This window comes from Streptomyces sp. NPDC034084, from assembly GCF_055575535.1.
On the sequence record NZ_JBVISK010000005.1, the window covers coordinates 130936 to 156720 of the forward strand.

Sequence of the window (25785 nt, forward strand, 5' to 3'; positions counted from 1 at the left end):
TTCCGTCACAGGGGAGAAGAGCCCTCCCAGGGCGTGCACCGGCGCGTTCCGTGCGTACGCGATCGTCACGAGTGCCTCATCCCACGTGGATTGGCCGGTTTCCGGTCCAGGCCATTGGGGCATCCACACCGTGGCGTGGGGCAAAGGAGGTCTCGGGGGTGGCGTTGGTGGTGGCACAGGAGGTGCCCACGTCGTCGAGCATGGCCGTACCCCATGGCCCTGCGGGCGTGGGTGAGGCGCGACACCGGATGCGGGACGAGCTGTACCGCAGCGGGTTGGCCGAATCGGTCGTCGACGACGCGGTACTGATCCTTTCCGAGCTGCTCAGCAATGCGTGCCGGTACGGCAGGCCGCTGGGTCACGCGGAGCGGGGCGAAGGCGATGTGCGGGCGGCCTGGCGGGTCGACCCGGCGGGCGGCCTGCGGGTCGAGGTGACGGACGGCGGTGGTCCTACCCGGCCCGTCCCATCGACGCCCTCGGTCACCGCACGGGGCGGCCGTGGGCTGAACATCATCGGAGCCCTGGCCCAGGACTGGGGCGTACGGGACAGCGCGACCGGTGAGGTCACCGTCTGGGTGGTGGTCACCGAGGGACACCGTCGCGAGGACTTCGCGGCGCGCGTCGGCGGCGGCTCGGGCTTCGAGTTCCTGGACGCGTACGAGGATCTCGACTGAGGCCTGAGCCGGGGCCTCGCATGGGGCTGAGCCTGGCGTGAGGCTGGAGCCCGGCGTCAAGCTGGGCCGGGACCTGGCGTGGGGCCGGGGCAGAAGCCTGACGTGGGGGCCGAGCCTGGGGTCTGGCGTAGGGCCGCGGACTAGGGCTGGGAGTCCCGCCGGCGCTGCGACCCGGGCCGGGGCCCCGCCCCGCCTGAACGGCGTCGGCGGGCGGGGCGGCTAGGCTCGCGGCCGATACAGCACCGCACACCGCACAGCCGCGATCGGGAGAAAGCCACACCATGGCCAAGAAGCGCCCCCAGACGAAGGCCGGCAAGGCCGGCCAGGCACAGGTCACGAGCGGGGAGATCCCGGTCGTCGGCGCGCGCGAGCCGTGCCCGTGCGGTTCGGGCCGCCGCTACAAGGCGTGTCACGGCCGCGCCGCCGCGCACGCCGTGACCGAGCTCGTCCAGCGCCCCTTCGAGGGCCTGCCCGGCGAGTGCGACTGGGTCGCGCTGCGCGAGCTGGTGCCGGCCGCCACCGTGCCGCTCACCCTGAAGGGCGGGCTGCCCGAAGGCGTGCCGTCCGTGACCCTGGCGACCGTACTGCCGATGGCGTGGCCCGCGCTCCGCCGCGACGACGGCTCCGTCCTGCTCGCCCTGCAGAACGACTCCACCTCCGGCGACCTGGCCCGCGATCTCGCCGACACCCTCCAGCGCGCCCTGGAGGTCGAGCCGGGCACCCCGGTCCCCGCCCGTCGCGTGCCCGCCGAGGGCCCGCGCCTCCAGGAGCTGCTCGACGCGGACGCCCCGTTCGTGCCGGAGGTCCACTCGGGCTTCGAGTTCTGGATCCCGCAGTCCACGGACGGCGCGGACCCGGAGGTCGCGGCCTCCCTGGAGCGTGCCAACGCGGCCGCGATCCCGACCGTCAAGCTGACGGGCGTCGACTCCGCGTACTGGTGCGAGACCCCGGACAAGAACCACCTGCGCTGGGTCATGCCGCACCCGGAGGAGAAGCTCCTCGACGCGCTCGCCCGCCTCCAGGCCGGCGAGGGCACCTCGCTCGGCGCGGACACCCGGCTCGTCGGCTCCTTCCGGGCCCACGGTCTGATGGTGCCGGTGTGGGACCTGCCGACGTCCATGACGGCCGAGGAGTGCGAGAAGCCGGCGGCCGAGTTCGCCGAGCGGCTGGCCGCGGCGCTCGCCTCCGACGCCCCGCTGACGGCCGAGGAGCGCCGGGCCCGTGGCGGCCTCACCAACCGCCAGGTGACTCTCAGCTGATACCCCAGGTGGTATCGGTGACTGACAGACCGACCGGTCGGTGACTTCCACCACAAGACGAGTCGGCGGGCGGATAAATCCCTGTCCGAATAACTGAGATCGAATTTGCGAACCGCAGATCTCTTGTTACCGTTCTTGAAGCCCGGTCGCTGGTGCATCCCCCGTCGCCAGCGACCGGGCCTTTCCATGTCCGCTTCCGGCCGGGCCGGAGCGTTCGACGCTCAACTTCCTTCGCCGTCCGCCGTGTTGCTCCCCGCGCGGAGCAGCAGCGGAGTGCTGCCGCCCTCGCCCGCTCCCGCGAATTCCGCGACCGCCGTATAGGCCGTGGCCGCGCCCCGAGCGCGCTCCCTCGGCGTTTCACAGGTTCCCGGTTCATCCTGCGCCAGGACCGGACAGTCCACTTGTACGGTGCGCCCGCCGGGGCCCATGAGGGTCAGAAACGCGTCGATCTGCCGACGCGTGGCGTTCCGGTAGTACGTACGCGCCCAGACCTCGGAACCCTCGCTCAGGACACAGGTCTGCGCCTCGGCCCCCTCGGGAGAGGCGAGTTCCGGCCCACACCGCGTGACCCGCTCGGGTGAGACCGGCGCGGGGGACACGGATGCCGGAGCGGCGGGGGTGGCGGAGTCGGCGGAGACCGGTGTACGGCTTCCCGGACCGAGGTCCCTCAGCAGGCCCCCGGCCTCCAGGCCACCGGCCCTCAGCACCCCCGCCTTCGCGTCCCCCTCGGCGCTCGCGCCGGCCGCCCGTACGGGATCCCCCGTCGGGCCCGCCGTCGCGACGAGGGGCAGCAGGACGGCGACCGTGACGGCGGCCCCGAGTCCGACCACGCGGAGGTTCACCGGGCTCATGGGACCCACCTGCTCCTGCTAGATCTTGGACGGTGGGCTGAACATAGCGGCGGCGGCCGGGCGCCCGGCCGGCCGCGCGCGCGTTTCCCGGAGAAGTGAGGCCGGGACACACCCGTTCGGGTGAACGCGTCCGTCCCGTGCGGCAGCCCTCAGTACGCCAGCCTGCTCCCGCCGCCCGGGCTGCTCGTGCTCGCCTCGACCAGGGCGTCCACCACCGCCTCGACGTCCGGCAGCCACGGCCTGGCCGAGCCCGCGAGCGGCGCCCGCTCCCAGCGGACCTGCCCGGTCCCCGCGGCCGACGGCGGGAGGAGCAGATAGCCGCCCTCGCCGTGGAACCGCAGCGAGCTGGGCACGCTGTCCTTCGCGTACAGGAGCTCGCCCAGCCGTTCGAGGTCGTACGGGGCGACGAGGATCGACCACCGGGTCGGGGTCGCCACCACCGGGCCGAGCCGCATGCCCGACGCGTCGAGCGCGGCGAGCGCCCGCGCGCCCGCCGGCGCGGGGAGGCTGACCGCGCAGGGCGCGCGGCCGCCCGTGGCGAGGACCACCGGGGCGTCCGGGCGCCGGCTCCACCACCAGCGGACCATGCGCTCGTCCGTGGTGGCCGCGAGCAGTCCCGGGTCGTAGGGGTGCGCGCCGGGCACCACGCAGTCGGGGTCGGGGCAGGAGCAGGCCACTCCCGTGGCCGTACGGGTCGTCGCTCTCAGGCCCGCGCCCGGCAGGACCGGCCAGTTCCACGCGGTCGCGAAGGTGACCGCGGCGTCGAGCCGGGCGGTCCTCTCCTTGCGCCGGAACCGGAGCCTGCGTCGCCTTCCGAGGATCTCGCGCATGAGCGCTCGTTCCTTTCCGTTGAACGCCGAATCCACATCACACCATGTGCAGATCTCTTCACTGTGCGTACCAGCGCGTGCCGGCTCGGCCGGGTGGCCGTACCCCCGAGGAGCGGGGTGGAACGGGCCGGTGCCGGGTGGGTCCCGGGGGAACCGGGTGGAGCCAGGTCAGAGCCGAAGCGGGTCAGAACACGTTCCCCGCCACTCGATGACGGGGTGCGGCCTGCGGCGGGAAAGACGCCGGGGTTCCGCGGAACGTTCCGGGGCGGTGTCAACTGCCCCTGCCTGTCACCGATTACGTACCCAGCACGCTCGCGATGACGCGCCTTCAAACGTCGCCAGTCGACCGCAAAAGGTGCACACCGGGGGTAATTTTCGGCCAACTTCGCGCGCAGTTCAACCCTCTCGCACGACCTCACGGACACCACAAGTCCCGTGGGGACAATGCTGGACATCGTTCCTCTTGTACGTGTACATGTGGAGCATCGAGCGGCTCAGATTGACATGGGGGTTTGCGATGCTATGGCGTCAAACGCACCGGTCGGAAAGCCGACTGACATGAGCGCCCCACACATGCCGAAAGTGGCCGGAATCGATTCCACGGTTCCCGGGCCCCCGCACACTGCGCCGCCCCTCCCCGGGGTCCCCGCCGCGGCGAGTCCCTCCGACGAGGCCCTTACGCCCGGAGTCCTGATCCAGGACCGGCTGGCCTCCTGGGTCTCCGACCTCACCACCCTCCACGAACTCACCGAACGCCTCATCAGGACCGCCTCCCTCGACGAGGCCCTCCGCGAGGTGCTCGGCGCCGGCGCCGCCCTCGTCGGCGCCCGCCGCGGCATGGCCGTCCTCGAACCGGCCGACGGCCACGGCCCCGCCAGCACCATCGGCCTCGGCCTCGCCCACTGCGACCTCGGCACCATCGAGACCGTGCCGCGCGGCGCCACCAGCTACGGCCGCCTCCTCGACGGCCTCCCCGACCCCGGGCACCCCGAGCGCGTCCCCGACCCCATCGCCATCCGCGACGTCCGCACGGAGGAGGGCCTCGACCCGCGCCACCGCGAGGTCGCCGCCCGCCTCGGCTACGCCGCCAGCTACGCCCTCCCCCTCGCCACCGAGGCGGCCGGCCGGCTCGGCGCGGCCGTCTGGCTCTACGACGAGCCCGCCGAACCCGACCAGCGCCGGCGCCACCTCATCGGGCTCTACGGCCGCTTCGCCACCGAGCACCTCGCCCGGCTCCTCCAGGTCGAGCGCGCCCGCGTGCAGGTCTCCACCGTCGCCGAGGAGCTGCTCCCCAGCCGCCTCCCCCGCGTCCCCGGCGTCCAGCTCGCCGTACGTCACCGCACCGGCCCGCTGGGCGGCGGCGACTGGTACGACGCGCTGCCGCTGCCCGAGGGCGCCCTCGGGCTGTCCGTCGGCTCCGTCTCCGGCACCGGACCCAGCGCGCTCGCCGCCATGGGCCGGCTGCGCGCCTCCCTCCGGGCGTACGCGGTGATGGAGGGCGAGGACCCCGTCGCCGTCCTCTCCGACCTGGAACTCCTGCTCCGGCTCACCGAACCCGCCCGCTCGGCCACCGCGCTCTTCGCGTACGCCGAGCCCGCGCAGCGCCGGATCGTGCTCGCCGGCGCCGGGCACGCCCCGCCGCTGGTCGTCGGCGAGCGCCGCACCGAGTTCGTCGAGACCTCGCTCTCGGCCCCCCTGGGGATGCTCTCCTGCTGGGAGGCGCCGAGCGTGGAGCTGTCCCCCGCGCCCGGAGAAACGGTGCTTCTCTACACGGACGGGCTGCTGCGCCGTACCGGCGACGCCACGGACCGGGCCTTCGCACGGCTCCACGCGGCCGCCGCGAGCGTGCCGAGAGCGGACCGGGGCGACCCGGGAGCCGTCGCCGACCACGTCCTGCGGACGCTGCTCCCCGAGGGCCTGGACCCGGCCGTGGACGGGGAGGACGTGGTCCTGCTCGCCGCCCGCTTCGAGTGAGTCACGGGTGACCCTGCGGTGACTCAGCGGTAACGGGTCTTCCGGCCCTGGGCCCCCTTCCGTACGACCGTACGATGGTGGGGGTTCAGTGTCGTACCAAGAGGAGGCAGACCCGTGGCCGAGGAGCTCACGCCGGAGACCCCGGAAACTGAGTTGGACCTGGCTGCTGACGCAGCGGGCGAAGAGCAGGCGATCAAGCAGCGGAAGAACGGCCTGTACCCGGGCGTGTCCGACGAGCTCGCCGAGAACATGAAGTCCGGCTGGGCCGACACGGAGCTGCACGACCTCGCCCCGATCGCGCAGGCCGACAAGACCGCCGCCCGCCGCGCCGCGCTCTCCGCCCGCTTCCCGGGCGAGCGCCTGGTGATCCCCGCGGGGAACCTCAAGACCCGGTCGAACGACACCGAGTACGCCTTCCGCGCCTCCACCGAGTACGCGTACCTCACCGGCGACCAGACGCACGACGGCGTCCTCGTCCTGGAGCCGGTGGAAGACGGCCACGAGGCCACGATCTACCTGCTGCCGCGCTCGAACCGGGAGAACGGCGAGTTCTGGCTCGACGGCCAGGGCGAGCTGTGGGTCGGCCGCCGCCACTCCCTCGCCGAGGCCGAGCAGATCCTCGGCATCCCGGCGAAGGACGTCCGCGAGCTCGCCGCCGCCCTCAAGGAGGCCACCGGCCCCGTCCGCGCCGTCCGCGGCCACGACGCGGGCATCGAGGCCGCGCTGACCGACAAGGTCACCGCCGAGCGCGACGAAGAGCTGCGCGTGTACCTCTCCGAGGCCCGCCTCATCAAGGACTCCTTCGAGATCGCCGAGCTGGAGAAGGCCTGCGCCTCGACCGCCCGCGGCTTCGAGGACGTCGTCAAGGTCCTCGACAAGGCCGAGGCCACCAGCGAGCGCTACATCGAGGGCACGTTCTTCCTGCGCGCCCGCGTCGAGGGCAACGACATCGGCTACGGCTCCATCGCCGCCGCCGGCCCGCACGCCTGCACCCTGCACTGGGTCCGCAACGACGGCCCGGTCCGCTCCGGCGACCTGCTGCTGCTCGACGCCGGCGTGGAGACCACCGAGCTCTACACCGCCGACATCACCCGCACCCTGCCGATCAACGGCCGGTACACCGAGATCCAGCGCAAGATCTACGACGCCGTGTACGAGGCGCAGGAGGCCGGCATCGCCGCGGTGAAGCCCGGCGCCGCCTACCGCGACTTCCACGACGCCGCCCAGCGCGTCCTCGCCGAGAAGCTCGTCGAGTGGGGCCTCGTCGAGGGCCCGGTCGAGCGCGTCCTGGAGCTCGGCCTCCAGCGCCGCTGGACCCTGCACGGCACGGGTCACATGCTCGGCATGGACGTCCACGACTGCGCCGCCGCGCGCACCGAGAAGTACGTCGACACCACGCTCGAGCCGGGCATGTGCCTGACCGTCGAGCCCGGTCTGTACTTCCAGGCCGACGACCTGACCGTGCCGGAGGAGTACCGCGGCATCGGCGTCCGGATCGAGGACGACATCCTCGTCACGGAGGACGGCAACCGGAACCTGTCGGAGGGGCTGCCGCGCCGCTCCGACGAGGTCGAGGCGTGGATGGCCGCGCTGAAGGGCTGAATTCCGCGTACGTTGGTACCGAAGGGCCCCCGCCGACCGACCGGCGGGGGCCCTTCCCCTTGCCCGCCGGTCTCACGCCGCTTCTACGCCGGTCTCACGCCGGTCTCACGCCAGGAGGAGCGACGGGCTGTCCCGCCACTTGAGGATCTTGTCGAAGCTGACCACCGCGCCGCCCCGGCCCGAGCGGTTGCCGAACTGCACGTGGTCGGCCAGTTCCTCGATCAGCCGCATCCCCCGGCCGTGCTCGGCGTCGTCCGACGGGGCCGCCGGCGCCGTCGCTCCCGGGAAGCCCGGACCCGAGTCGGCGACCTCGATACGGCAGGTCTCACCGTCCAGGTACGCCGTCACCCGGTAGGCCCCGCCCGGCTCGCGGGAGCCGCCTCCGCCGCCGTGCTCGACGGCGTTGGCGCACGCCTCGGTCAGTGCGACCGACAACTCGTACGACACGTCGGGGTCGACACCCGCCGTCTCCATCGTCCCCATCAGAAGCCTTCGCGCGAGCGGCACGCTCGCGGCCTCGCGCCGCAGATGGAGTGACCACCAGATGCTCATGCTCCAGCCTCCCGGCAGCGGCTCGACATACCGATACGTATTGCCGCCCTGGACACTCCGTAAGCGCCCGGGGGCGTCAAGAGCGCTCGTTCGGCGGATGCAGTGGGCGCGCGGGCCGGTGTATGTCACGGCGTGGGCGGAGCCGGGTCACCGCTGAAGGCCGGGCCATCTCGTCGCGAAGGCGCCCAAGAACGACCTTCCGGACCTGGCTCATGCCGGTGGGGGGCGTGGTGCGATGATGGGCCCGCCATGACTGCCCCCGCGCTCGCTCCACGGCTGCTGAGGGCCGCGGTGTTCACCGCGGTCTGCGTCGTGCTGTCCGCGTTGGGACACGCGCTCGCCTCCTGCGCGGGCATCGCCCCGTGGACCGTCGTCGCCGGTTTCCTCGGCGTCTTCGGGGTCACCGTGCTCCTCGCCGGCCGTGAGCGCTCACTCGGCCTCGTCGTCGGCGCCCTCGCGGGAGGGCAGCTCGGGCTGCACGTCCTCTTCGGGCTCGGACAGCGGCAGCTCGCCCTGAGCGACCAGGCCGACGACGTCCTCGTCCGGATGGCCGCCCGGCTGGTCTGCGGAGCGGGGACGGCGTCACTGAGCCCCGCCGACGCCACCCGGATCCTCACCGACGCCGGACTCGACCCGGCCGCCGCGCACGCCCATCTGGGACACACGGCCGCCACGGCGACCGCGCCCGCCGGTGAGCTGCTGCCCGGCCTGCCCATGCTCCTCGGCCACCTCCTGGCCGCCCTGGCCACGGGCTGGCTGCTGCGTCGCGGCGACCGCGCCCTCGGCCGGCTCGTGGAGCTCTCCGAGCAGGGCGCGACGGAGCTTGCCGAGTACACGCTCGTGCGCTCCCTGCGGGCCGCGCTCCGTCTCGTACGGACCCTCCTCGCCGGGCTGCCGGCCGCGCCGGACACGGGACCGCGGCGGACCCTCCGTACAGCCGCCGACTCCTCGCCGCCGGTGGCCGAGGCCCTTCAGCACACGGTGATCAGGCGCGGCCCTCCGGCCGCCGACTGCGTCCTCGCAGCCTGACGCGGACCGCTCGACGTGAGCGGGCCGCTCGTCCGCACGCCTGTACGGGACTCCCGTCCCGGGCGTGCCGGCTTCCTCGCCTCACACCGAATCTTCCGAGCTGGAGTGTCTTCCGCCATGAGCGTTTCCCGTACCCGTACCGCCACCCGCGCCGCCCTCGCCGGCGGCATCGCCCTCTCCTCCGTGGTGCTGCTCTCCGGCACCGCCTTCGCGCACGTCAGCGTGCAGCCGCAGGGCGAGGCGGCCAAGGGCGGCTACGCGACCGTCAACATCAAGGTCCCGAACGAGCGCGACAACGCCTCCACCGTGAAGCTGGAGGTCAACTTCCCGCTCGACCACCCGCTGGCCTCCGTCATGCCGCAGCCCGTCCCCGGCTGGAAGGCCGAGGTGACCAAGAGCAAGCTCGACAAGCCGCTGGAGCTGCACGGCAAGAAGATCAACGAGGCCGTCTCCAAGGTCACCTGGACCGCCGACGGCTCGAAGATCGGCCCCGGCCAGTTCCAGCAGTTCCCGCTCTCCCTCGGGCAGCTGCCGGAGGACACCGACGAGCTGGTCCTCAAGGCGATCCAGACGTACGACAACAAGGAGGTCGTGCGCTGGATCGAGGAGCAGAAGGAGGGCGCGGAGGAGCCGCAGAACCCGGCTCCCGTCCTGAAGCTCTCCGCCGCCTCCGCAGACCACCACGGCGGCGCCGCCGCTCCGACCGCCTCCGCCACGACGGACGACAAGGCGACCGGTCACGACGGTGCGCGGGGCGACCACGAGGAGACCGCCTCCGCGTCGTCCGCCACCGACACCACGGCCCGTGTCCTCGGCGTCATCGGCATCCTCGCCGGTGTCGCCGGTGTCGCCTTCGGCGTCCTCGCCGGCCGCCGCCGCTCGGCCTGACGGCCGCGTCCTCACCGAGATCCGGAAGAAGCACCATGTCTGAACAGAAGACGCCCGGGGCGGCCACGCCCCGCCCCGGGCGGCGCACGCCGCTGGTCATCGCGACCGCCGCGATCGTCGCCGCGATCGCCCTCACCGTCTCCGTCGGTCTCGGCGGCAACGACGACAAGCCCTCGGGCTCCGGCTCCGCGGTCGCCGAGGTCTCCGGCGGCACCGACTCCACCAAGGCCGCCACCGTCCTCGACCGGCCGTTCACCAAGCCCGCGCTCGTCCTCACCGACACGAAGGGCCAGAAGTACGACCTGCGGGAGCGGACCAAGGGCAAGCCGACCCTCATCTACTTCGGCTACACCCACTGCCCGGACGTCTGCCCCCTGACGATGAGCAACATCGCCATCGCCAAGAAGCAGCTCCCCAAGGCCGACCAGGACAAGCTCCAGGTCGTCTTCGTCACCACCGATCCCGAGCGGGACACCTCCGCCGAACTCGCCAAGTGGCTGCCCGCCGCCGGCGACCCCTCCTTCACCGGTCTCACCGGCGACTTCTCCGCCATCCAGGCGGGGGCCCGGCAGATCGGCATCGGCATCGACCCGCCGAAGAAGGAGAAGGACGGCACGGTCGTCTCCATGCACGGAGCCCAGGTGATCGCCTTCTCGCCCACCACCGACCAGGGCTACGTCCTGTACGGCGAGAACACGAGCGTCGACGACTACGCCAAGGACCTGCCGAAGCTCGTCAAGGGGGAGAACCCGTGAACCGCCGCACCACCGCCCTGTCCGCCGCCGTGGCGCTCGCCGCCGCGCTCGCGCTGACCGGGTGCTCGTCCTCCGAGAGCAAGCCCGACCTGGAGGTCAGCGGCGCGTACATGCCCCAGCCGGTGATGGACATGGCCGGCGGCTTCCTCACGATCAGGAACGACGGCGACACGGCCGACAAGCTGACCTCCGTCACCAGCCCGCTCTCGGACGACATCACGATCCACGAGACGAAGGACCAGAAGATGCGGGAGGTGGCCTCCTTCGACATCCCCGCGAACGGGGAGCTGAAGCTCGAACGCGGCGGCAACCACATCATGTTCATGGAACTGAAGTCGAAGCCGAAGCAGGGCGACAAGGTCAGCATCGAGCTCCACTTCGAGAAGGCCGACCCCATCAGGGTCGACGTCCCCGTCGAAGCGCCCAACCACGACCCGCGGCAGCACTGAGCTCGTTGACGGAGTGACACAGAGATGACAACCACCGCCCCGCGCCTCGGCAACGCCCTGGCACGGCTGCTGATCCTCGCGGCCGCGCTGCTCGGCACGCTGCTCGCCGGCGCCGCCCCCGCCTCCGCGCACGCGGCGCTCACCGGCAGCGACCCGAAGGACGGGGCGGTGGTGGCCACCGCTCCCAAGGAGGTCAACCTGACCTTCTCCGAGCAGGTCGCCATGAGCCCGGACTCCATCCGGGTCCTCGACCCGGCGGGACGGCGAGCCGACACCGGCGAACTCCGCGACCTGTGCAGCGGTTCCGTGGTCCGGTACGGGGTGGGGCTCCGCGCCGGACTGCCCGACGGCACGTACACCGTCGCCTGGCAGACCGTCTCGGCCGACAGCCACCCCATCGCCGGTGCCTTCACCTTCTCCATCGGCGCCCCCTCCACCACTTCCGTCGCCCTGCCCGACCGGACGCCCGGCGGGGGCCTCGTCGGCACCCTCTACGGCATCGCCCGCTACCTCTCGTACGCCGGATTCGCCGTCCTCGTCGGCGGCGGCGCCTTCGTCCTGGCCTGCTGGCCGCGCGGCGCGAGCGTCCGCCCCGTCCAGCAGACCGTGGTCCGGGGCTGGCTGACCCTCACCGGCGCCACCCTCGCGATGCTGCTCCTGCGCAGCCCGTACACCGGCTCCGGAGAGCTCTCCGACGCCTTCGACCTGGCGGGCCTCAAGGCCGTCCTGGCGACGAAGACCGGCGCCGCGCTCACCTCCCGGCTGCTGCTCCTCGGCGCGGCCGCGCTCTTCGTGGCCGTCCTCTTCGGCGCCTACGCCCGGCGCACCGACCCGAAGGAGAGAAAGGACCTCGCTTTCGGGCTGGGTCTCGGCGGAACCGTCGTCGCCGCAGGGATCGCCGGGACCTGGGCCCTGGCCGAGCACGCCTCGACCGGTCTCCAGCCGGGTGTCGCCATGCCCGTCGACATCCTGCACCTCCTCGCCGTCGCCGCCTGGCTCGGCGGCCTCACCGTGCTGCTCGTCGCCCTCTACCGGGCGCCGTCCGTCGAACGTTCCGCCGTCGAGCGCTTCTCCAAGGTGGCCTTCGGCTCCGTGTCCGTCCTCGCGGCGACCGGCCTCTACCAGTCCTGGCGGCAGGTCGGCTCCTGGTCCGCGCTGACCGGGACCCGGTACGGACAACTGCTCCTGGTCAAGATCGGCCTCATGGCGGTCCTCGTCGGACTCGCCTGGATCTCCCGCCGCTGGACCCGACGCCTGGCGGACCCGGCGACCCCGGACGCCATCCCCGACGTGGCCGCGTCCGTGGACGCGAACACGGACGTGGACGCGACCGCGGACGCGGCCCCGGGTGCGCCGAAAGAGACCGGCGAGACCGGCACGACCGGAGTGACGGTCCAGGCGTCCGAACCCGAAGAGGCGACCGACCCCGAGCGGGCCGCGCAGCTCGCCCGGCAGCGGGCCGCCGTCGCCACCGCCCGCCGCAAGCGGGAGCGTGACGCCGACCCCGAGCGGACCGGTCTGCGCCGCTCGGTGCTGACCGAGGCCGCCGTCGCCGTCGTCCTCCTCGCCGTGACCACCGTCCTCACCTCGACCGAGCCCGGCCGCACCGAGGAGGAGGCCGGACGCGCCACCGCCGCCTCCGGCCCGGCCGCCGTGCCCGACCGGCCCGTCGACATCCGGCTTCCCTTCGACACCGGCGGCGTCGACGGCAAGGGCGTCGTCCGTCTCAGCCTCGATCCCGGCCGCACCGGCGCCAACGCGCTCCACATCTTCGTCGAGCGCCCCAACGGCAAGCCGCTGGACGTCCCCGAGATCAAGGTCGCCTTCACCCTGGAGGCGAAGGACGTGGGCCCGCTGCCCGTCGCACCCGACCGGATCCAGACCGGGCACTGGAGCGCGAGCGGCGTCCAGATCCCGATGCCGGGCGACTGGAAGATCCAGGTCACCGTCCGTACCTCCGAGATCGACCAGACCACCATCGACAAGAACGTGAAGATCGGCTGAGCCTCGTGACCCACAGCGACAACCTTGAGCTCTCCCGGCGGCGCCTGCTCGGCACCGTCGGCGCGGCGGGCGCGGCGGGCCTCGTCGCCGGTGCGGCCGGCGGCGCCGGGATCTCCGCCGCCCTCTCCGGAGACGACACCTCGGGTGCCGGAGCCGGCGGCGCCCCGGCCCTGACCACCGTCGGCTCGACCGCGGTGATGTTTCACGGGAAACATCAGGCGGGCATCACCACTCCTCTCCAGTCCCGTGGACACCTGATCGCCTTCGACCTCGCCCCGGGCGCCGGGCGCAAGGAGGCGGCGGCCCTGCTGCGCCGCTGGTCGGCCACGGCGAAGGTGCTGATGTCGGGCGAGGCCCCGGCCGAGGACACCGGTGTCGCACTCGACGCGGGTCCCTCCTCTCTCACGGTCACCTTCGGCTTCGGCCGTACCTTCTTCGACCGCACCGGGCTCACCTCGCGCCGTCCCGCCGGTCTCGACCCGCTGCCCGCCTTCTCCTCCGACGCCCTGGACCCCCGGCGCTCGGAGGGCGATCTGTGGGTGCAGATCGGCGCCGACGACGCGCTCGTCGCCTTCCACGCGCTGCGCGCCGTCCAGAAGGACGCGGGGGACGCGGCCCGGGTGCGCTGGCAGATGAACGGCTTCAACCGCTCCGCCGGCGCCACCGCCAGGCCGATGACCGCCCGCAACCTGATGGGCCAGGTCGACGGAACGGGCAACCCGAAGCCCACCGACCCGGACTTCGAGCGGCGGATCTTCGTCCCGGAAGGAGCGTCCGGGGCGGGCGGCGCGCAGGAGTGGATGGCCGGCGGTTCGTACGCGGTGGTACGCCGGATCCGGATGCTGCTCGACGACTGGGAGAAGCTGCCGCTGGACCGGCAGGAGAAGGTGATCGGCCGCCGGAAGTCCGACGGGGCCCCGCTCACCGGCGGCTCCGAGACCACCGAGCTCGATCTGAACAAGCTCGGGCCCGACGGGAAGCCGGTGATCCCGGACAACGCCCACTCCCGCATCTCCGCCCCCGAACAGAACGGCGGGGCGGCGATGCTGCGCAGGCCGTTCTCCTTCCACGACGGGATCGGTCCGGACGGGACGCCGGACGCGGGCCTCCTCTTCATCTGCTGGCAGGCGGACCCGCTCAGGGGCTTCGTCCCCGTGCAGCGCAAGCTGGACCGGGGCGACGCGCTGTCCGCGTTCATCCGTCACGAGGCGAGCGGGCTGTTCGCGGTCCCGGGCGGCCCCGCCGAGGGCGAGTACGTGGGCCAGCGCCTTCTGGAGGCCTGACAGCAGGGACCGGAGCCGGTCCCCGATCGGGCGGCGGCTCGCGGCCACGGCGAGCGCGGCGAGCATTAGGGTGACGGTATGTCCGCCACCCGGTACACCTATCTCGGCCCCGAAGGCACCTTCACGGAGGCGGCGCTGCGCACGCTGCCCGAGGCGGCGACGCGGGAACTCGTCCCCATGGTCTCGGTCCCGGCCGCCCTCGACGCCGTGCGGAACGGGGAGGCCGCCGCCGCGCTCGTCCCGATCGAGAACTCGGTCGAGGGCGGGGTGACCGCGACCCTGGACGAGCTGGCCTCCGGCGAGCCGCTGATGATCTACCGCGAGGTGCTCCTCCCGATCGCCTTCGCTCTGCTCGTCCGGCCCGGCACCAAGCTCTCGGAGATCAAGACGGTCACGGGCCATCCGGTGGCCCAGCCCCAGGTCCGGAACTGGCTGCGGGCGCACCTTCCCGAGGCGGTGTGGGAGTCGGCGGCCTCCAACGCGGACGGGGCGCGCCTGGTGCAGGAGGGCCGCTTCGACGCCGCCTTCGCGGGGGAGTTCGCGGCGGCGACGTACGGCCTGGAGGCGCTGGTCACGGAGATCCATGACGCGGAGAACGCCGAGACGCGGTTCGTGCTCGTGGGTCGCCCGGCCCGGCCGGCGGCTCCGACGGGCGCGGACAAGACCTCGGTGGTGCTGTGGCTGGGTGAAGATCATCCGGGTGCCCTCCTCGAACTGCTCCAGGAATTCGCGGTGCGCGGGGTGAACCTGATGCTGATCCAGTCCCGGCCCACGGGAGCGGGGATCGGGAACTACTGCTTCGCCGTGGACGCCGAGGGCCATATCGCGGACCGCCGGGTGGGCGAGGCGCTGATGGGCCTCAAGCGGATCTGCCCCAACGTGCGGTTCCTCGGCTCGTACCCGCGGGCGGGTGTGGCGGTCGAGGACGTGCGGGCGTTGCGGCGGGGGACTTCGGACGAGGAGTTCATGGCGGCCTCCGACTGGCTGGCGAGGGCCCAGGACGGTCGGGCCTGACTCGATGGTGACGGACCGCTCCCGGGGGTGGGAGCGGTCGTCCACAGGCACGAGCCACTAGTACGACCTGCATACTTTTCAGTTACCCACAGAAGTTATCCACAGGATCGCGCCAGACCTGGGGACAAGTCGACACCGCGCCGAGACAAGGTCGACAAATCGTCCCACTCACCCCCCGCCCCTCCGTGCGCCATCCACAGCGCCCTACGGACGCCCTCGTCAGCACCCTTGCGGGGACCCACTCGTTGGAGCGAGCAATTCCCACCCAAATGAGTGCGTCAATGATGTTTGATCACGGAATTACCAGGCGCCCTCAGGGAAATCCGCCGCAGCCTTCCCCGTAGTCCACAGATCTTCCGCACAGCCTGTGGATAAGTGAATGGGACGGGCCCGCCCGCGACATTTCCCGGCGTCTCAATTCGGGCAAAACAACACGCTCGCCGTTATCCGGTGGGGGCACGCGAACGCGCACCGGTAGCCTGGTGGGGTGATTGACCTTCGCCTGCTCCGTGAGGACCCCGACCGTGTTCGCGCCTCCCAGCGCGCCCGTGGAGAGGACGTCGCGCTCGTCGACGCCCTGCTCTCCGCCGATGAGCGGCGCAGGTCGTCCGGCGTCCGCTTCGACGAACTCCGCTCCGAGCAGAAGGCGCTCGGCAAGCTGATCCCCAAGGCCTCCCCCGAGGAGCGTGCCACGCTCCTGCAGAAGGCCGAGCAGCTCAAGACCGACGTCAAGGCCGCCGAGGCCGAGCAGAACGAGGCCGACGAGACGGCCCGCGCGCTGCTGCTCCAGCTGGGGAACATCGTCCACACGGACGTTCCGGTCGGCGGCGAGGAGGACTTCGTCGTCCTCGAGACGCACGGCACCATCCGTGACTTCGCGGCCGAGGGCTTCGAGCCCAGGGACCACCTGGAGCTGGGCGAGGCGCTCGGCGCCATCGACGTCGAGCGGGGCGCCAAGGTCTCCGGCTCGCGCTTCTACTACCTGACCGGCGTCGGCGCCCTGCTGGAGCTCGCCCTGGTCAACGCCGCCATCGCGCAGGCCACCGAGGCCGGCTTCATCCCCATGCTGACCCCGGCGCTGGTCCGTCCGCGCGCCATGGAGGGCACCGGATTCCTCGGCCAGGCCGCGGAGAACGTGTACCACCTGGAGAAGGACGACTACTACCTCGTCGGCACGTCCGAGGTCCCGCTCGCCGCGTACCACATGGACGAGATCATCGAGGCCGACAAGCTGCCGCTGCGCTACGCGGGGTTCTCGCCCTGCTTCCGCCGCGAGGCCGGCACGTACGGCAAGGACACCCGGGGCATCTTCCGCGTCCACCAGTTCGACAAGGTCGAGATGTTCTCGTACGTCGCTCCGGAGGACGCCGAGGCCGAGCACAAGCGGCTCCTGGAGTGGGAGAAGCAGTGGCTGACCGCGCTGGAGCTTCCCTTCCAGGTCATCGACGTCGCCACCGGTGACCTCGGCGCCTCCGCCTCCCGCAAGTTCGACTGCGAGGCGTGGATCCCGACGCAGGGCAAGTACCGCGAGCTGACCTCCGCGTCGAACTGCGACGGCTTCCAGGCGCGCCGTCTCTCCGTCCGCATGCGCGACGACAAGGACGGCAAGAAGGTCGTGCAGCCGCTGGCCACCCTGAACGGCACGCTGTGCGCCGTCCCGCGCACGATCGTGGCGATCCTCGAGAACCACCAGCTGGCCGACGGTTCGGTGCGGGTGCCCGAGGTGCTCCGGCCGTACCTCGGCGGCCGTGAGGTCCTGGAGCCGATCGCCAAGTGAGTCTCTTCCCCTACCGCCTGGTGGCGACGGATCTCGACGGCACGCTGCTGCGGTCCGACGAGTCCGTCTCGGACCGCACGCGGGAGGCGCTCGCCGCCGTGACGGCGGCGGGTGCCGCGCACATCGTGGTCACCGGCCGGGCGGTGCCCTGGACCCGGCACATCCTCGACGACCTCGGCTACGACGGGATCGCGGTGTGCGGACAGGGCGCGCAGGTCTACCACGCCGGTGAGCACCGGCTGCTGACCTCGCTGACCCTGGACCGGCAGCTCGCCGGGCTCGCGCTCTCCAAGATCGAGGCGGAGGTGGGCCCGCTGGCGCTGGCCGCCAGCCGTGACGGTCTGGAGGGCGAGGTCCTGATGGGCCCCGGTTACCGGGCCCAGGAGGGACCCCTGCCGTACGTGTCGTACGAGGATCCGGCGGAGCTGTGGTCGGCGCCGCTGACCAAGCTGTACATCCAGCACCCCACCCTGACCGACGACGAGCTGACGCGGTCCGCGCGGGAGACGGTCGGCGGGCTCGTGGACGTGGTCATGGCGGGTCCCGGCATTGTGGAGATCCTGCCGCTCGGCCTGAGCAAGGCGACCGGTCTGTCGCTCGCGGCGCGCCGGCTCGGGGTGAAGGCCGCGGAGACGATCGCCTTCGGCGACATGCCGAACGACATCCCGATGTTCGCCTGGGCGGCGCACGGCGTGGCCATGGGCAACGCGCACGACGAGCTGCGGGCGGTGGCGGACGAGGTGACCGCCTCGAACGAGGAGGACGGCATCGCGCTCGTCCTGGAGCGCCTGCTGTCCGCCTGACGCACCCGACTCCCGTACGAAGGCCCGCTCCCCGAGGGGAGCGGGCCTTCTCGGGTTCACGGCCCGCGCGGACCGGAGTCCTCGCGCTCGAAGCGGCCGCACCCGGGGGATCCCCCGTGTCCCCCGTACAACTAGTCTGCGCCGGGCGGACGTTCGACTGCGACTGATTTTCCGCGGGCTCTGTCCCCGCCGGTCGGCGTCCCGCGGGTCAGCGGGTAGCAGGCCAGGCCGACCGCCAGCGAGATCGCGTGCCCGAGGTCGGTGTAGGTGCGGTCGGTGGCGAGCGGTACGAGGAAGAAGGCCGCCACCGCCACGAGGTAGAACCAGCGCCAGGGGTTGGGCAGCCGGTAGGTCAGGATTCCGGCCGAGGCGGCGAGGCCGTAGCTGACCCCGATGTCGACGACGTGCGCCATGCTCCGCGGCACGTCCTGGAGCTGAATGGCCGCCAGGACCACCTGCTGGCTGATGAGCGTGGCCGCGATGTGGGCGGTGGCGACGGTGAACAGCCATTTCGGGGTGCCGAGCCAGCGTTCCACGGGGGCGTGGAAGACCTCGAAGAGCACCGCGTAGAGAAGGAGGTCGGACGGGTTCTCGATCCAGAAGGCGCTGCCGAGCAGGGCTCGCATCGGGTGGTGCGCGAGCTGGTGGAGATTGCTGCTGTTGCGGTGGAGGAGATAGGTCTCCAGGCCGTCGGGGGAGAGTGCGATGACGAGGCTGGTGATCGCGATGACCGCCAGCCACACATGCGTACCGGGTGACGAACGCACCCACGACCTGATCGGTCGGGACGGTTCGCCACCCGGGGAGGTTCGACTCGGCACCTCTCAGTGCCTATCACCCGAAGCTGGGAGAAACCTCAGAAATTGATCATGTGTCCGGCAATACCGTGAATCGCTTCCTTCACGGCCTCGCCCAGCGTCGGGTGCGCGTGCACGTTCCGGGCGACCTCGTGGACCGTGAGGTCCCACTGCTGGGCCAGCGTCAGCTCGGGCAGCAGCTCGGTGACGTCGGGGCCGATCAGGTGGGCGCCGATGATCTCGCCGTACTTCGCGTCGGCGACGATCTTGACGAAGCCGGTGGCGTCGCCGAGGCCGTGCGCCTTGCCGTTCGCCACGAACGGGAACTTCGCGACCTTGACGTCGTAGCCCTTCTCGCGGGCCTGCGCCTCGGTCCAGCCGAAGCTGGCGATCTGCGGCTGGCAGTAGGTCGCGCGCGGGATCATCGGGTAGTCGAGCTCCATCGTCTCGGCGTCCCCGATGGTCTCGGCCGCGATGACGCCCATGGCCTCGGCGGTGTGCGCGAGCATGAGCTTGGCGGTGACGTCACCGATGGCGTAGATGTGCGGCACGGAGGTGCGGCAGCGGCCGTCGACGTCGATCGCGCCGCGCTCGGTCAGGGCGACGCCGGTGTTCTCCAGGCCGTAGCCGCTGACGTTCGGGGCGAAGCCGATGGCCTGGAGGACCTTGTCGGCCTCCAGGACCTTCTGGGCGCCGTCCTTGCCGGTGACCGTGACGCGGACCTGCGGGCCGGACTCGTCGATGGCCTCGACCCGGGTGGAGGTCAGGACGTCGATCCCGAGCTTGCGGTACTGCTTCGCCAGCTCCTTCGACACCTCCTCGTCCTCCAGCGGGGCGATCCGGTCGAGGAACTCGACGATCGTGACCTTGGTGCCGTAGTTGTTGAGCACGTACGCGAACTCGATGCCGATGGCGCCCGCGCCGGCGATGACGATCGACTTCGGGGCGTCCTCGGCGAGGATCTGCTGCTCGTACGAGACGACGCGGTCGCTGAGGGCCGTGCCCGGGAGCAGTCGCGGGGTGGCGCCGGTCGCGATGATGCAGTTGTCGAAGGTGATCGTCTCCGAGGTGCCGTCGGCCTTGGCCACCTGGAGGGTGTTCGCGTCGACGAAGGTGCCCCGGCCGCTGAACTCCGTGATCCCGTTCTTCTTCATCAGGAAGTGGACGCCCTTGACGCGGCCGTCCGCGACCGAACGGCTGCGGCGGAACGCCTCGCCGTAGTCGAAGGAGACGGTGCCGTCGACCTTGATGCCGAAGGTCTTCGCCTCGTGGTTGAAGATGTGGGCGAGTTCGGCGTTGCGCAGCAGCGCCTTGGTGGGGATGCAGCCGACGTTCAGGCAGACACCGCCCCAGTACTTCTCCTCGACGACCGCGACCCGCTTGCCCAGCTGGGCGGCGCGGATGGCGGCGACGTAGCCGCCGGGGCCAGCTCCGAGTACGACGACGTCGAAGCGGTCTGACATGACTGACTCCCGAAGGTGGTGAGGGTGTTCGGTCCGCGTACGGCCCCACAGTAGTCCGCCGCCCTCGAGGGAGTCAGTTGTAGGATGACTGGGCAACCGGGCGAATGGAGAGGTACGAGCGGCATGGCGGCACTCAAGGCGGCGGGGCGGACCTCGCTGGTGGACTCCGTGGTGGAACAGCTGCGCAGGCAGCTCACCGAAGGGGAGTGGGCGGTCGGCGACCGCATCCCGACCGAGCACGAGCTCGCGCAGCAGCTCGGCGTGGGCCGCAACACCGTCCGTGAGGCGGTCCGGGTCCTCGTCCACGCCGGCCTCCTGGAGTCCCGCCAGGGCAACGGCACCTTCGTCAGGTCGACCGCCGATCCGGCCGCCGTGCTCCGCGGCGTCCGGCACGCGGGCGCGGCCGACGTCCTCGAACTGCGGGTCGCCCTGGAGGCCGAGGCCGCCCGGCTCGCGGCCGCCCGGCGGGACACCCACGACCTGCTGCGGCTGCGGGCCGCCCTGGCCACCCTGAGGGAGGAGGGCGACCGGGACGCGGACGCGGACCTCGCCTTCCACCTCGCGATCGTCGGCGCGACCCACAACGCGGCTTTCGTCGAGGTGTACCGCTTCTTCTCGGCGCAGGTGCACGAGGTCCTGGTGGAGGCCCTCGGTGACCGTGAGATGCCACCGGTCGACATCGACGCCCACGAGGCCCTGGTCGCGGCCGTCGAGGCGGGCGACCCGGAGGCGGCGGAGCGCCAGGCCCGCGAGCTGCTGCGGGTGCCGATGGAGACGGTCGCGGCGCTGACGGAGCGGGAGCAGGACCAGTGAGCTCGGGGACGCGGACGGGTACGAACTCGGGCGCAGGTACGGGCTCGGGCGCAGGTACGGGCCCGGGTGTGGACTCGGGCGCGGACTCGGGTGGGGGTGCGGGTTACGGCGCCGTTTCTCGTACGGGCTCCGGCCCGCGCACGGAAGAAGGGGCGTGTCCGCTCGTCGACGCCGAGGCCGGGGTCCGGCGGTCGGCCGAGGGGGCGGCGGCCCGGCGGGCCCTGCTCGCGCACCCGGCGGTGCTTCTCGTCGGCATCGTCCTCGCCTCGCTCAACATGAGGGTCGCCCTGGCGAGCGTGGCGCCGCTGGTCGGCGAGATATCCGCCGCCTTCGGGCTCTCGGCGACCGCCAGTTCGCTCGTGACCTCGGTGCCGGTGCTGTTCCTCGGTCTGGGCGCCCTGGTCGCGCCGTGGCTGGGCCGCCGGTTCGGCGCCGAGCGCGTGCTGTTCGCGGCGCTTCTGCTGCTCGCCGTCGGCATCCTCGCGCGCGTACTGCCGTCCGTGTACGCGCTGTACGGCGGCGGGATCCTCGTCGGCACCGCGATCGCCCTGCTCAACGTGCTCATGCCGGGACTGATCAAACGCGACTTCCCGGACCGGGCCGCGTCGATGACCTCCGTCTACACGGGCGCGATGATCGCCGGTGCGACGGTCGCCGCGGCGGCCGCGGTCCCGCTGGAGAAGGCTCTGGGCGGTGGCTGGGAGGCCTCCCTGGGCTTCTGGTCGCTGCTCGCCGCCGTCGCGGCCCTCGCCTGGCTTCCGCAGGTACTCATCGCCCGGGGCCGTACCGGGCACGAGGTACGGGCCGTGCCGGCCGGCGGCGCCCGCCCGGTGAGCGTCTGGCGCTCGGCGCTCGCCTGGCAGGTCACCCTCTTCATGGGGCTGCAGTCGCTGTGGTCGTACGTGCTGATCGCGTGGATGCCGACGATCTTCACCGACCACGGGATGAGCCGCTCCACGGCCGGCGTGGTCTTCGCCTTCAACAACCTGATCCAGGTCGCCGGCGCCTTCGCGGTCCCGCTGCTCGCCGGCCGCATGCGGAGCCAGCGCCCGCTGATCGTGCTGGTCACGACGCTGGTCGCGGCCGGTTACGCCGGGCTGATGGTGGCGCCCGTGGAGGGCGCCTGGCTCTGGTCGGCGGTCCTCGGCGTGGGCCAGGGCGGCGCCGTCGGCCTCGCCCTGACCCTGATCGTGCTGCGCTCCGGGGACGCGGTGACGGCGGCCGCGCTGTCCGGGATGGCCCAGACGGTCGGCTATCTGCTCGCCGCCGCCGGGCCGCTGGCGGCCGGTGTCCTCCACCAGGCCACCGGCTCCTGGACCCTGCCGGTCTGCGGCGTCCTCTGCGTCTGCGCGGCGGCCCTCGCCGTCGGTCTGCTCGCGGCCCGCGACCGCACGGTCTGAGCCGCCGCCTCCTACTCCTCGCCGGCCAGGGTCAGCCCGCGCAGCTTCTGAGCGGCGAAGCCGGTGGCCACGACCGTGACCGCCACCAGGAGCGTCACCGCGGTCGTGAGCCCGACCTCGGAGGTGACCAGGCCGCCGTCGCCGGTGACCTTCTGCGCCAGGGCCAGCGCCCACTGCTGGACGCTCAGGGTCCGGGCGCCCGCGACCAGGGAGCCGAAGAGGGCCTCCCACACCAGGGCGTACACCAGGCCGATCACCACGGCGTGCCGGCTGACCGTGCCGAGCAGCAGGAACAGGGCGCTGTAGGCGATGGAGGCGACGAGCGCCGCCACCGTGTACGCGACGGCCACCTGCTGGCCGTTGCCGTTGAGGATGAAGCCGGCGATCAGCGTCGGGACGGCCGAGAAGACCATGGTGACGGCGATGGCCACGACCAGCTTGGTGGTGATGATCGTGGACCGCTTCACCGGCTTGGAGAGCAGGTAGACGATGGAGCCGTCGTCGATCTCCGGCCCGATCGCGCCGGTGCCGGCGATGACGCCGATCAGCGGGACCATCGTGGCGAGCGCGAAGCCGCCGAGGAGATCGGCCGCGACCTGGTCGTCCGCGCCGTTGAGCAGGCGGACGACGGCGGCGATGAGCACGAGCAGGGCGGGCAGGAGGAAGAGGATCGCCGCCCGTCGGCGGCCGAGGAGGGCCCGGTAGGTGAGCCGGGCGACCGTGGGGTCGTACATCGGGTCGTGCTCCTTTCAGGCCGCGACGAGATACGAGAAGACGGATTCGAGGGACTCGTCGGAGGGCGAGACCGTCAGCAGCCGGATGCCCCGCTCCCGCGCGACCACCGGCAGCAGCTCGGTGAACCGTCCGAAGTCGACGGCCTGGATCCGCAGTCCGCCGTCCACCGCGTCGACCTCGATGCCGGCCGTGGAGGGGTCGGCGATCAGCGCGGCGGCGAGCGCCCGGTCGTCGCTGGAGCGGACGAGGTAGCGGTGCGGCCGGTCCGTCATCAGCCGGCGGATCTTGCGGAAGTCACCGGAGGCCGCGTGGCGTCCGGCGACGATCACCTCGATGTGGGAGGCGAGCTGCTCGACCTCCTCCAGGATGTGCGAGGAGAAGAGCACCGTGCGCCCGTCCGCGCCCATGCGCCGCAGCAGGTCCATCAGCTGCATGCGCTGGCGCGGGTCCATGCCGTTGAACGGCTCGTCGAGCAGGAGCACGGACGGCTCGTGGACGAGGGCCGAGGCCATCTTCACGCGCTGGCGCATGCCCTTGCTGTACGTGGCGATCTTCCGGTCCTGCGCGTACTCCATCTCGACGGTCGCCAGGGCCCGCTGGGCCTCCGCCGCGCCGAGGCCCTGGAGCTCCGCGTTGGCCACGACGAACTCGCGGCCGGTGAGGAAGTCGTACATCGCCTCCCGCTCGGGGACGACGCCGATGGACCGGTAGACCGACTCGTTGCGCCAGACCGGCTCGCCGTCGAGGGTCACGCTGCCGGTGGAGGGGTCGAGGAAGCCGCCCATCATGTTGATGAGGGTGGACTTCCCGGCGCCGTTGGGGCCGAGGAGGCCGGTGACGCCGGGGCCGATCGACATCGTGACGTCGTTGACCGCTACGACGTTCCCGAACCAGCGCGAGACGTGGTCGATGTGCAGGGTGCTCACAGTCCGACCTTTCGGTAGCGGGCCATCAGGATGCCGTAGCAGGAGGCGACGAGACCGAGGACGACCAGCAGGTAGACGACACCGGCCCCGGCTCCGACCTCCATCTCGGCGGGGAAGGAGGCGGGAGCCCCGAGGAAGGCGTTCTGCAGGCCGACGATGAGGGTGACGGGGGAGAAGAGACCGAGCCAGACGATGGCGCCGGTGTTCTCGGTGGCGTAGGAGATGCCCTGGAGGGTGGAGACCGCGCCGTAGGAGACGGTGAGGACGGCGATCACGGCGGCGACGCCGAAGCCGCGGCGCGGGGTGAGCGCTGCCATGACCAGGCCGATGCCGCCGAAGAGCACCGAGAGGATCGCGACGGAGACGAGGCCCTGGCCGAACATCTTGGCCTGCTCGGCGAAGTCCATCTTGGCCAGCATCGAGCCGAGCCACAGGATCACCAGCGGGGAGGCGGTCAGGACGAAGAGCGCCGACGCCATCGCCCCGAACTTGGCGAGCACGTAGTCCACGCGCTCGATCGGACGCGAGAAGTACAGCGGGACCGTCCGGAACCTCAGGTCGCGGGAGACCGACTGAGGGGCCTGGGAGGCCAGGAAGACGGCGATGACGAGCTGGAGGAGGATCGCGTACTGGGTGTACTCCACGAAGAGCTTGTCGGCCTTGGTGTAGACCGAGATGGCGACGATGATGAGCGCCGGGACGCACATCACCGCGAAGAGCAGCATCGGCAGCACCTTGGACTTGGCGCTGCGGCCCAGGCCGTACGCGCCGCGCAGCGACTGCGAGAACAGTGACCTGCGCGCGTACGCCCGGCCGAGGCGCGGACCGTCGTAGGACCGGTAGCCGATGTTGTGGATCTGGGTGGTCTCGGGGGCCTGGGAGCTCATCGAGCCGGCACCTCCTCCTGGTCCGTCGCCTTGAAGACCTCGGCGATGTGGTGGCGGCGCTGCTCCATGCGGACGAGGCCGAGGCCGAGGCCGGCGACGGTGTCCCGCACGAGGTCGTACGTCTCCTCGCCGGCCGCCTCCAGGAGCAGGACGTGCCCGGCGCCCGGCAGGCCGTCCTCCACGCCCGCGTGGATCGTCACGCCGGCGGTGGTGAGGGCCGCGCGGAGCGCGCCGGTGCCGTCGGGGTGGCGGTCGGAGTCGGTCACCTCGACCGCGAGCGTCGTGGTGGTGCGGGTGAAGTCGCTGGTGGAGCTGGAGCGGAGCAGCCGGCCGCCGTCGATGACGACGACGTGGTCGCAGGTGCGCTCCAGCTCGCCCAGGAGGTGCGAGGTGACGAGGACGGAGATGCCGAAGTCGGTCCAGACCCGGCGGATCAGTCCGAGCATCTCGTCCCGGCCGACCGGGTCGAGGCCGTTGGTCGGCTCGTCGAGGAGGACCAGCTTCGGGTCGTGGACCAGCGCCTGGGCCAGCTTCACCCGCTGCTTCATGCCCGTCGAGTAGCCGCCGATGGGGCGGTAGCGCTCCTCGTAGAGGCCGACGTGGCGCAGGGTGTCGGCGGTCCGCTCCCGGGCGGCGGTCGCGGGCAGCCCGGACATCCGCGCCATGTGGACGACGAACTCGGTGGCCGAGACGTCCGGCGGAAGGCAGTCGTGCTCCGGCATGTACCCGACGCGCTCACGGATCTGGGGGCCGTGGGTGCGGACGTCGAGTCCCAGGACCGCGGCGCTGCCCTCCGTGGCGGGCGAGAGTCCGAGCAGGATTTTGATCATCGTGGACTTACCGGCTCCGTTGGCACCCACCAGTCCGGTCACACCGGGCCCGATGTCCAGGGAGAGCCGGTCGAGAGCGGTCACCCGGGGGAACCGCTTGCTGAGGCTTTCGGTGGCGATCACAGTCACGCTTCGACGGTAGTGGTGTGCGCCACAGGGGTCGTCAGCCCAACGGCTCGTTGTCTGTCCG

24 protein-coding genes are annotated in these 25785 nt (G+C 71.9%); 15 read left to right on the forward strand and 9 right to left on the reverse strand.

The features are described 5' to 3' along the window. The first annotated feature begins 71 nt into the window (after window positions 1–71). The gene (locus ACZ51I_RS19155; RefSeq protein WP_468877121.1) at window positions 72–674 is read left to right on the forward strand and encodes an ATP-binding protein; all 603 of its coding nucleotides are present in this window, start codon (window positions 72–74) and stop codon (window positions 672–674) included. A gap of 281 nt (window positions 675–955) precedes the next feature. Then, on the forward strand, window positions 956–1933 hold the full coding sequence (locus tag ACZ51I_RS19160) for a DUF5926 family protein (RefSeq protein ID WP_468877123.1): 978 nt from the start codon (window positions 956–958) through the stop codon (window positions 1931–1933). 221 nt (window positions 1934–2154) lie between these two features. Here the strand turns inward: ACZ51I_RS19160 and ACZ51I_RS19165 are convergent, their stop codons facing one another. Beyond that, window positions 2155–2784, reverse strand: coding sequence for a hypothetical protein (locus tag ACZ51I_RS19165; RefSeq protein WP_468877125.1), 630 nt, complete (start codon window positions 2782–2784; stop codon window positions 2155–2157). A gap of 149 nt (window positions 2785–2933) precedes the next feature. Beyond that, a complete protein-coding gene (locus ACZ51I_RS19170; RefSeq protein ID WP_468877127.1) occupies window positions 2934–3614 on the reverse strand; it encodes a bifunctional DNA primase/polymerase in 681 nt (226 codons plus the stop codon). A gap of 444 nt (window positions 3615–4058) precedes the next feature. On the opposite strand from ACZ51I_RS19170, the gene ACZ51I_RS19175 reads away from it, so the two are divergent. Continuing rightward, on the forward strand, window positions 4059–5588 hold the full coding sequence (locus ACZ51I_RS19175) for a PP2C family protein-serine/threonine phosphatase (protein WP_468877129.1): 1530 nt from the start codon (window positions 4059–4061) through the stop codon (window positions 5586–5588). 114 nt (window positions 5589–5702) lie between these two features. Then, the gene (locus tag ACZ51I_RS19180) at window positions 5703–7190 is read left to right on the forward strand and encodes an aminopeptidase P family protein (RefSeq protein WP_468877131.1); all 1488 of its coding nucleotides are present in this window, start codon (window positions 5703–5705) and stop codon (window positions 7188–7190) included. A 105-nt stretch (window positions 7191–7295) separates the two neighbouring features. Here ACZ51I_RS19180 and ACZ51I_RS19185 read toward each other — a convergent pair whose 3' ends face one another. Beyond that, window positions 7296–7742, reverse strand: a complete 447-nt coding sequence (locus ACZ51I_RS19185; protein ID WP_468877133.1) for an ATP-binding protein — start codon at window positions 7740–7742, stop codon at window positions 7296–7298. Window positions 7743–7991: 249 nt separating this feature from the next. On the opposite strand from ACZ51I_RS19185, the gene ACZ51I_RS19190 reads away from it, so the two are divergent. From ACZ51I_RS19190 to ACZ51I_RS19230, 9 genes are all read left to right on the forward strand, one after another. Continuing rightward, on the forward strand, window positions 7992–8771 hold the full coding sequence (locus ACZ51I_RS19190) for a hypothetical protein (RefSeq protein ID WP_468877136.1): 780 nt from the start codon (window positions 7992–7994) through the stop codon (window positions 8769–8771). A gap of 117 nt (window positions 8772–8888) precedes the next feature. Continuing rightward, entirely contained in the window at window positions 8889–9659 is a 771-nt protein-coding gene (locus tag ACZ51I_RS19195; RefSeq protein ID WP_468877139.1) for a YcnI family copper-binding membrane protein, read from the forward strand. Window positions 9660–9694: 35 nt separating this feature from the next. Beyond that, on the forward strand, window positions 9695–10414 hold the full coding sequence (locus tag ACZ51I_RS19200) for an SCO family protein (RefSeq protein WP_468877142.1): 720 nt from the start codon (window positions 9695–9697) through the stop codon (window positions 10412–10414). Then, window positions 10411–10863, forward strand: coding sequence for a copper chaperone PCu(A)C (locus ACZ51I_RS19205; protein ID WP_468877144.1), 453 nt, complete (start codon window positions 10411–10413; stop codon window positions 10861–10863). Before ACZ51I_RS19200 ends, ACZ51I_RS19205 begins: the two co-directional genes overlap by 4 nt. Window positions 10864–10887: 24 nt before the next feature. Further along, complete coding sequence (locus ACZ51I_RS19210) at window positions 10888–12867, forward strand: copper resistance protein CopC (RefSeq protein WP_468877146.1); 1980 nt, start codon at window positions 10888–10890, stop codon at window positions 12865–12867. A gap of 5 nt (window positions 12868–12872) precedes the next feature. Next, window positions 12873–14150 carry an iron uptake transporter deferrochelatase/peroxidase subunit gene (gene efeB / locus ACZ51I_RS19215; RefSeq protein WP_468877147.1) on the forward strand — a complete coding sequence of 426 codons (1278 nt, stop codon included), beginning with the start codon at window positions 12873–12875 and terminating at the stop codon, window positions 14148–14150. Window positions 14151–14228: 78 nt separating this feature from the next. Beyond that, window positions 14229–15164, forward strand: coding sequence for a prephenate dehydratase (gene pheA / locus ACZ51I_RS19220; protein ID WP_468877149.1), 936 nt, complete (start codon window positions 14229–14231; stop codon window positions 15162–15164). A 487-nt stretch (window positions 15165–15651) separates the two neighbouring features. Then, window positions 15652–16941: a serine--tRNA ligase gene (gene serS, locus ACZ51I_RS19225; protein WP_468877151.1), complete on the forward strand. Its 1290-nt coding sequence runs from the start codon at window positions 15652–15654 to the stop codon at window positions 16939–16941. Beyond that, window positions 16938–17744 carry an HAD family hydrolase gene (locus ACZ51I_RS19230; protein WP_468877152.1) on the forward strand — a complete coding sequence of 269 codons (807 nt, stop codon included), beginning with the start codon at window positions 16938–16940 and terminating at the stop codon, window positions 17742–17744. Before serS ends, ACZ51I_RS19230 begins: the two co-directional genes overlap by 4 nt. Before the next feature lie 131 nt (window positions 17745–17875). Here ACZ51I_RS19230 and ACZ51I_RS19235 read toward each other — a convergent pair whose 3' ends face one another. Then, the gene (locus tag ACZ51I_RS19235; RefSeq protein ID WP_468877155.1) at window positions 17876–18511 is read right to left on the reverse strand and encodes a rhomboid-like protein; all 636 of its coding nucleotides are present in this window, start codon (window positions 18509–18511) and stop codon (window positions 17876–17878) included. 89 nt (window positions 18512–18600) lie between these two features. Continuing rightward, window positions 18601–20004, reverse strand: coding sequence for a dihydrolipoyl dehydrogenase (gene lpdA, locus ACZ51I_RS19240; RefSeq protein ID WP_468877157.1), 1404 nt, complete (start codon window positions 20002–20004; stop codon window positions 18601–18603). A gap of 123 nt (window positions 20005–20127) precedes the next feature. Between lpdA and ACZ51I_RS19245 the strand changes: the two genes are divergently transcribed. Both ACZ51I_RS19245 and ACZ51I_RS19250 read left to right on the forward strand, forming a co-directional pair. Next, complete coding sequence (locus tag ACZ51I_RS19245) at window positions 20128–20817, forward strand: FadR/GntR family transcriptional regulator (RefSeq protein ID WP_468877159.1); 690 nt, start codon at window positions 20128–20130, stop codon at window positions 20815–20817. Window positions 20818–20885: 68 nt separating this feature from the next. After that, window positions 20886–22217 (forward strand): CynX/NimT family MFS transporter, encoded by a 1332-nt coding sequence (locus ACZ51I_RS19250; RefSeq protein ID WP_468877160.1) that lies wholly within the window; start codon window positions 20886–20888, stop codon window positions 22215–22217. An 11-nt stretch (window positions 22218–22228) separates the two neighbouring features. On the opposite strand, the gene ACZ51I_RS19255 is transcribed toward ACZ51I_RS19250, so the two are convergent. The 4 genes from ACZ51I_RS19255 to ACZ51I_RS19270 are packed head-to-tail and all read right to left on the reverse strand — an operon-like array spanning window position 22229 to window position 25718. Further along, window positions 22229–22951 carry an ABC transporter permease gene (locus ACZ51I_RS19255; protein WP_468877162.1) on the reverse strand — a complete coding sequence of 241 codons (723 nt, stop codon included), beginning with the start codon at window positions 22949–22951 and terminating at the stop codon, window positions 22229–22231. A 15-nt stretch (window positions 22952–22966) separates the two neighbouring features. Continuing rightward, window positions 22967–23878 (reverse strand): ABC transporter ATP-binding protein, encoded by a 912-nt coding sequence (locus ACZ51I_RS19260; RefSeq protein WP_468877165.1) that lies wholly within the window; start codon window positions 23876–23878, stop codon window positions 22967–22969. Continuing rightward, window positions 23875–24765, reverse strand: coding sequence for an ABC transporter permease (locus ACZ51I_RS19265; RefSeq protein WP_468877167.1), 891 nt, complete (start codon window positions 24763–24765; stop codon window positions 23875–23877). Before ACZ51I_RS19265 ends, ACZ51I_RS19260 begins: the two co-directional genes overlap by 4 nt. Continuing rightward, the gene (locus ACZ51I_RS19270) at window positions 24762–25718 is read right to left on the reverse strand and encodes an ABC transporter ATP-binding protein (RefSeq protein ID WP_468878188.1); all 957 of its coding nucleotides are present in this window, start codon (window positions 25716–25718) and stop codon (window positions 24762–24764) included. The genes ACZ51I_RS19265 and ACZ51I_RS19270 overlap by 4 nt, the downstream gene beginning before the upstream one ends. Between the last annotated feature and the right edge of the window lie 67 nt (window positions 25719–25785).

Bases quoted from the DNA above. Each gene is read 5' to 3' on its own strand.
- ACZ51I_RS19160 (WP_468877123.1), top strand. From the start codon at position 956: ATGGCCAAGAAGCGCCCCCAGACGAAGGCCGGCAAGGCCGGCCAGGCA.
- ACZ51I_RS19165 (WP_468877125.1), bottom strand. From the start codon at position 2,784: ATGAGCCCGGTGAACCTCCGCGTGGTCGGACTCGGGGCCGCCGTCACG.
- ACZ51I_RS19170 (WP_468877127.1), bottom strand. From the start codon at position 3,614: ATGCGCGAGATCCTCGGAAGGCGACGCAGGCTCCGGTTCCGGCGCAAG.
- ACZ51I_RS19175 (WP_468877129.1), top strand. From the start codon at position 4,059: ATGCTGGACATCGTTCCTCTTGTACGTGTACATGTGGAGCATCGAGCG.
- ACZ51I_RS19185 (WP_468877133.1), bottom strand. From the start codon at position 7,742: ATGAGCATCTGGTGGTCACTCCATCTGCGGCGCGAGGCCGCGAGCGTG.
- ACZ51I_RS19190 (WP_468877136.1), top strand. From the start codon at position 7,992: ATGACTGCCCCCGCGCTCGCTCCACGGCTGCTGAGGGCCGCGGTGTTC.
- ACZ51I_RS19195 (WP_468877139.1), top strand. From the start codon at position 8,889: ATGAGCGTTTCCCGTACCCGTACCGCCACCCGCGCCGCCCTCGCCGGC.
- ACZ51I_RS19200 (WP_468877142.1), top strand. From the start codon at position 9,695: ATGTCTGAACAGAAGACGCCCGGGGCGGCCACGCCCCGCCCCGGGCGG.
- ACZ51I_RS19210 (WP_468877146.1), top strand. From the start codon at position 10,888: ATGACAACCACCGCCCCGCGCCTCGGCAACGCCCTGGCACGGCTGCTG.
- pheA (WP_468877149.1), top strand. From the start codon at position 14,229: ATGTCCGCCACCCGGTACACCTATCTCGGCCCCGAAGGCACCTTCACG.
- lpdA (WP_468877157.1), bottom strand. From the start codon at position 20,004: ATGTCAGACCGCTTCGACGTCGTCGTACTCGGAGCTGGCCCCGGCGGC.
- ACZ51I_RS19245 (WP_468877159.1), top strand. From the start codon at position 20,128: ATGGCGGCACTCAAGGCGGCGGGGCGGACCTCGCTGGTGGACTCCGTG.
- ACZ51I_RS19255 (WP_468877162.1), bottom strand. From the start codon at position 22,951: ATGTACGACCCCACGGTCGCCCGGCTCACCTACCGGGCCCTCCTCGGC.
- ACZ51I_RS19265 (WP_468877167.1), bottom strand. From the start codon at position 24,765: ATGAGCTCCCAGGCCCCCGAGACCACCCAGATCCACAACATCGGCTAC.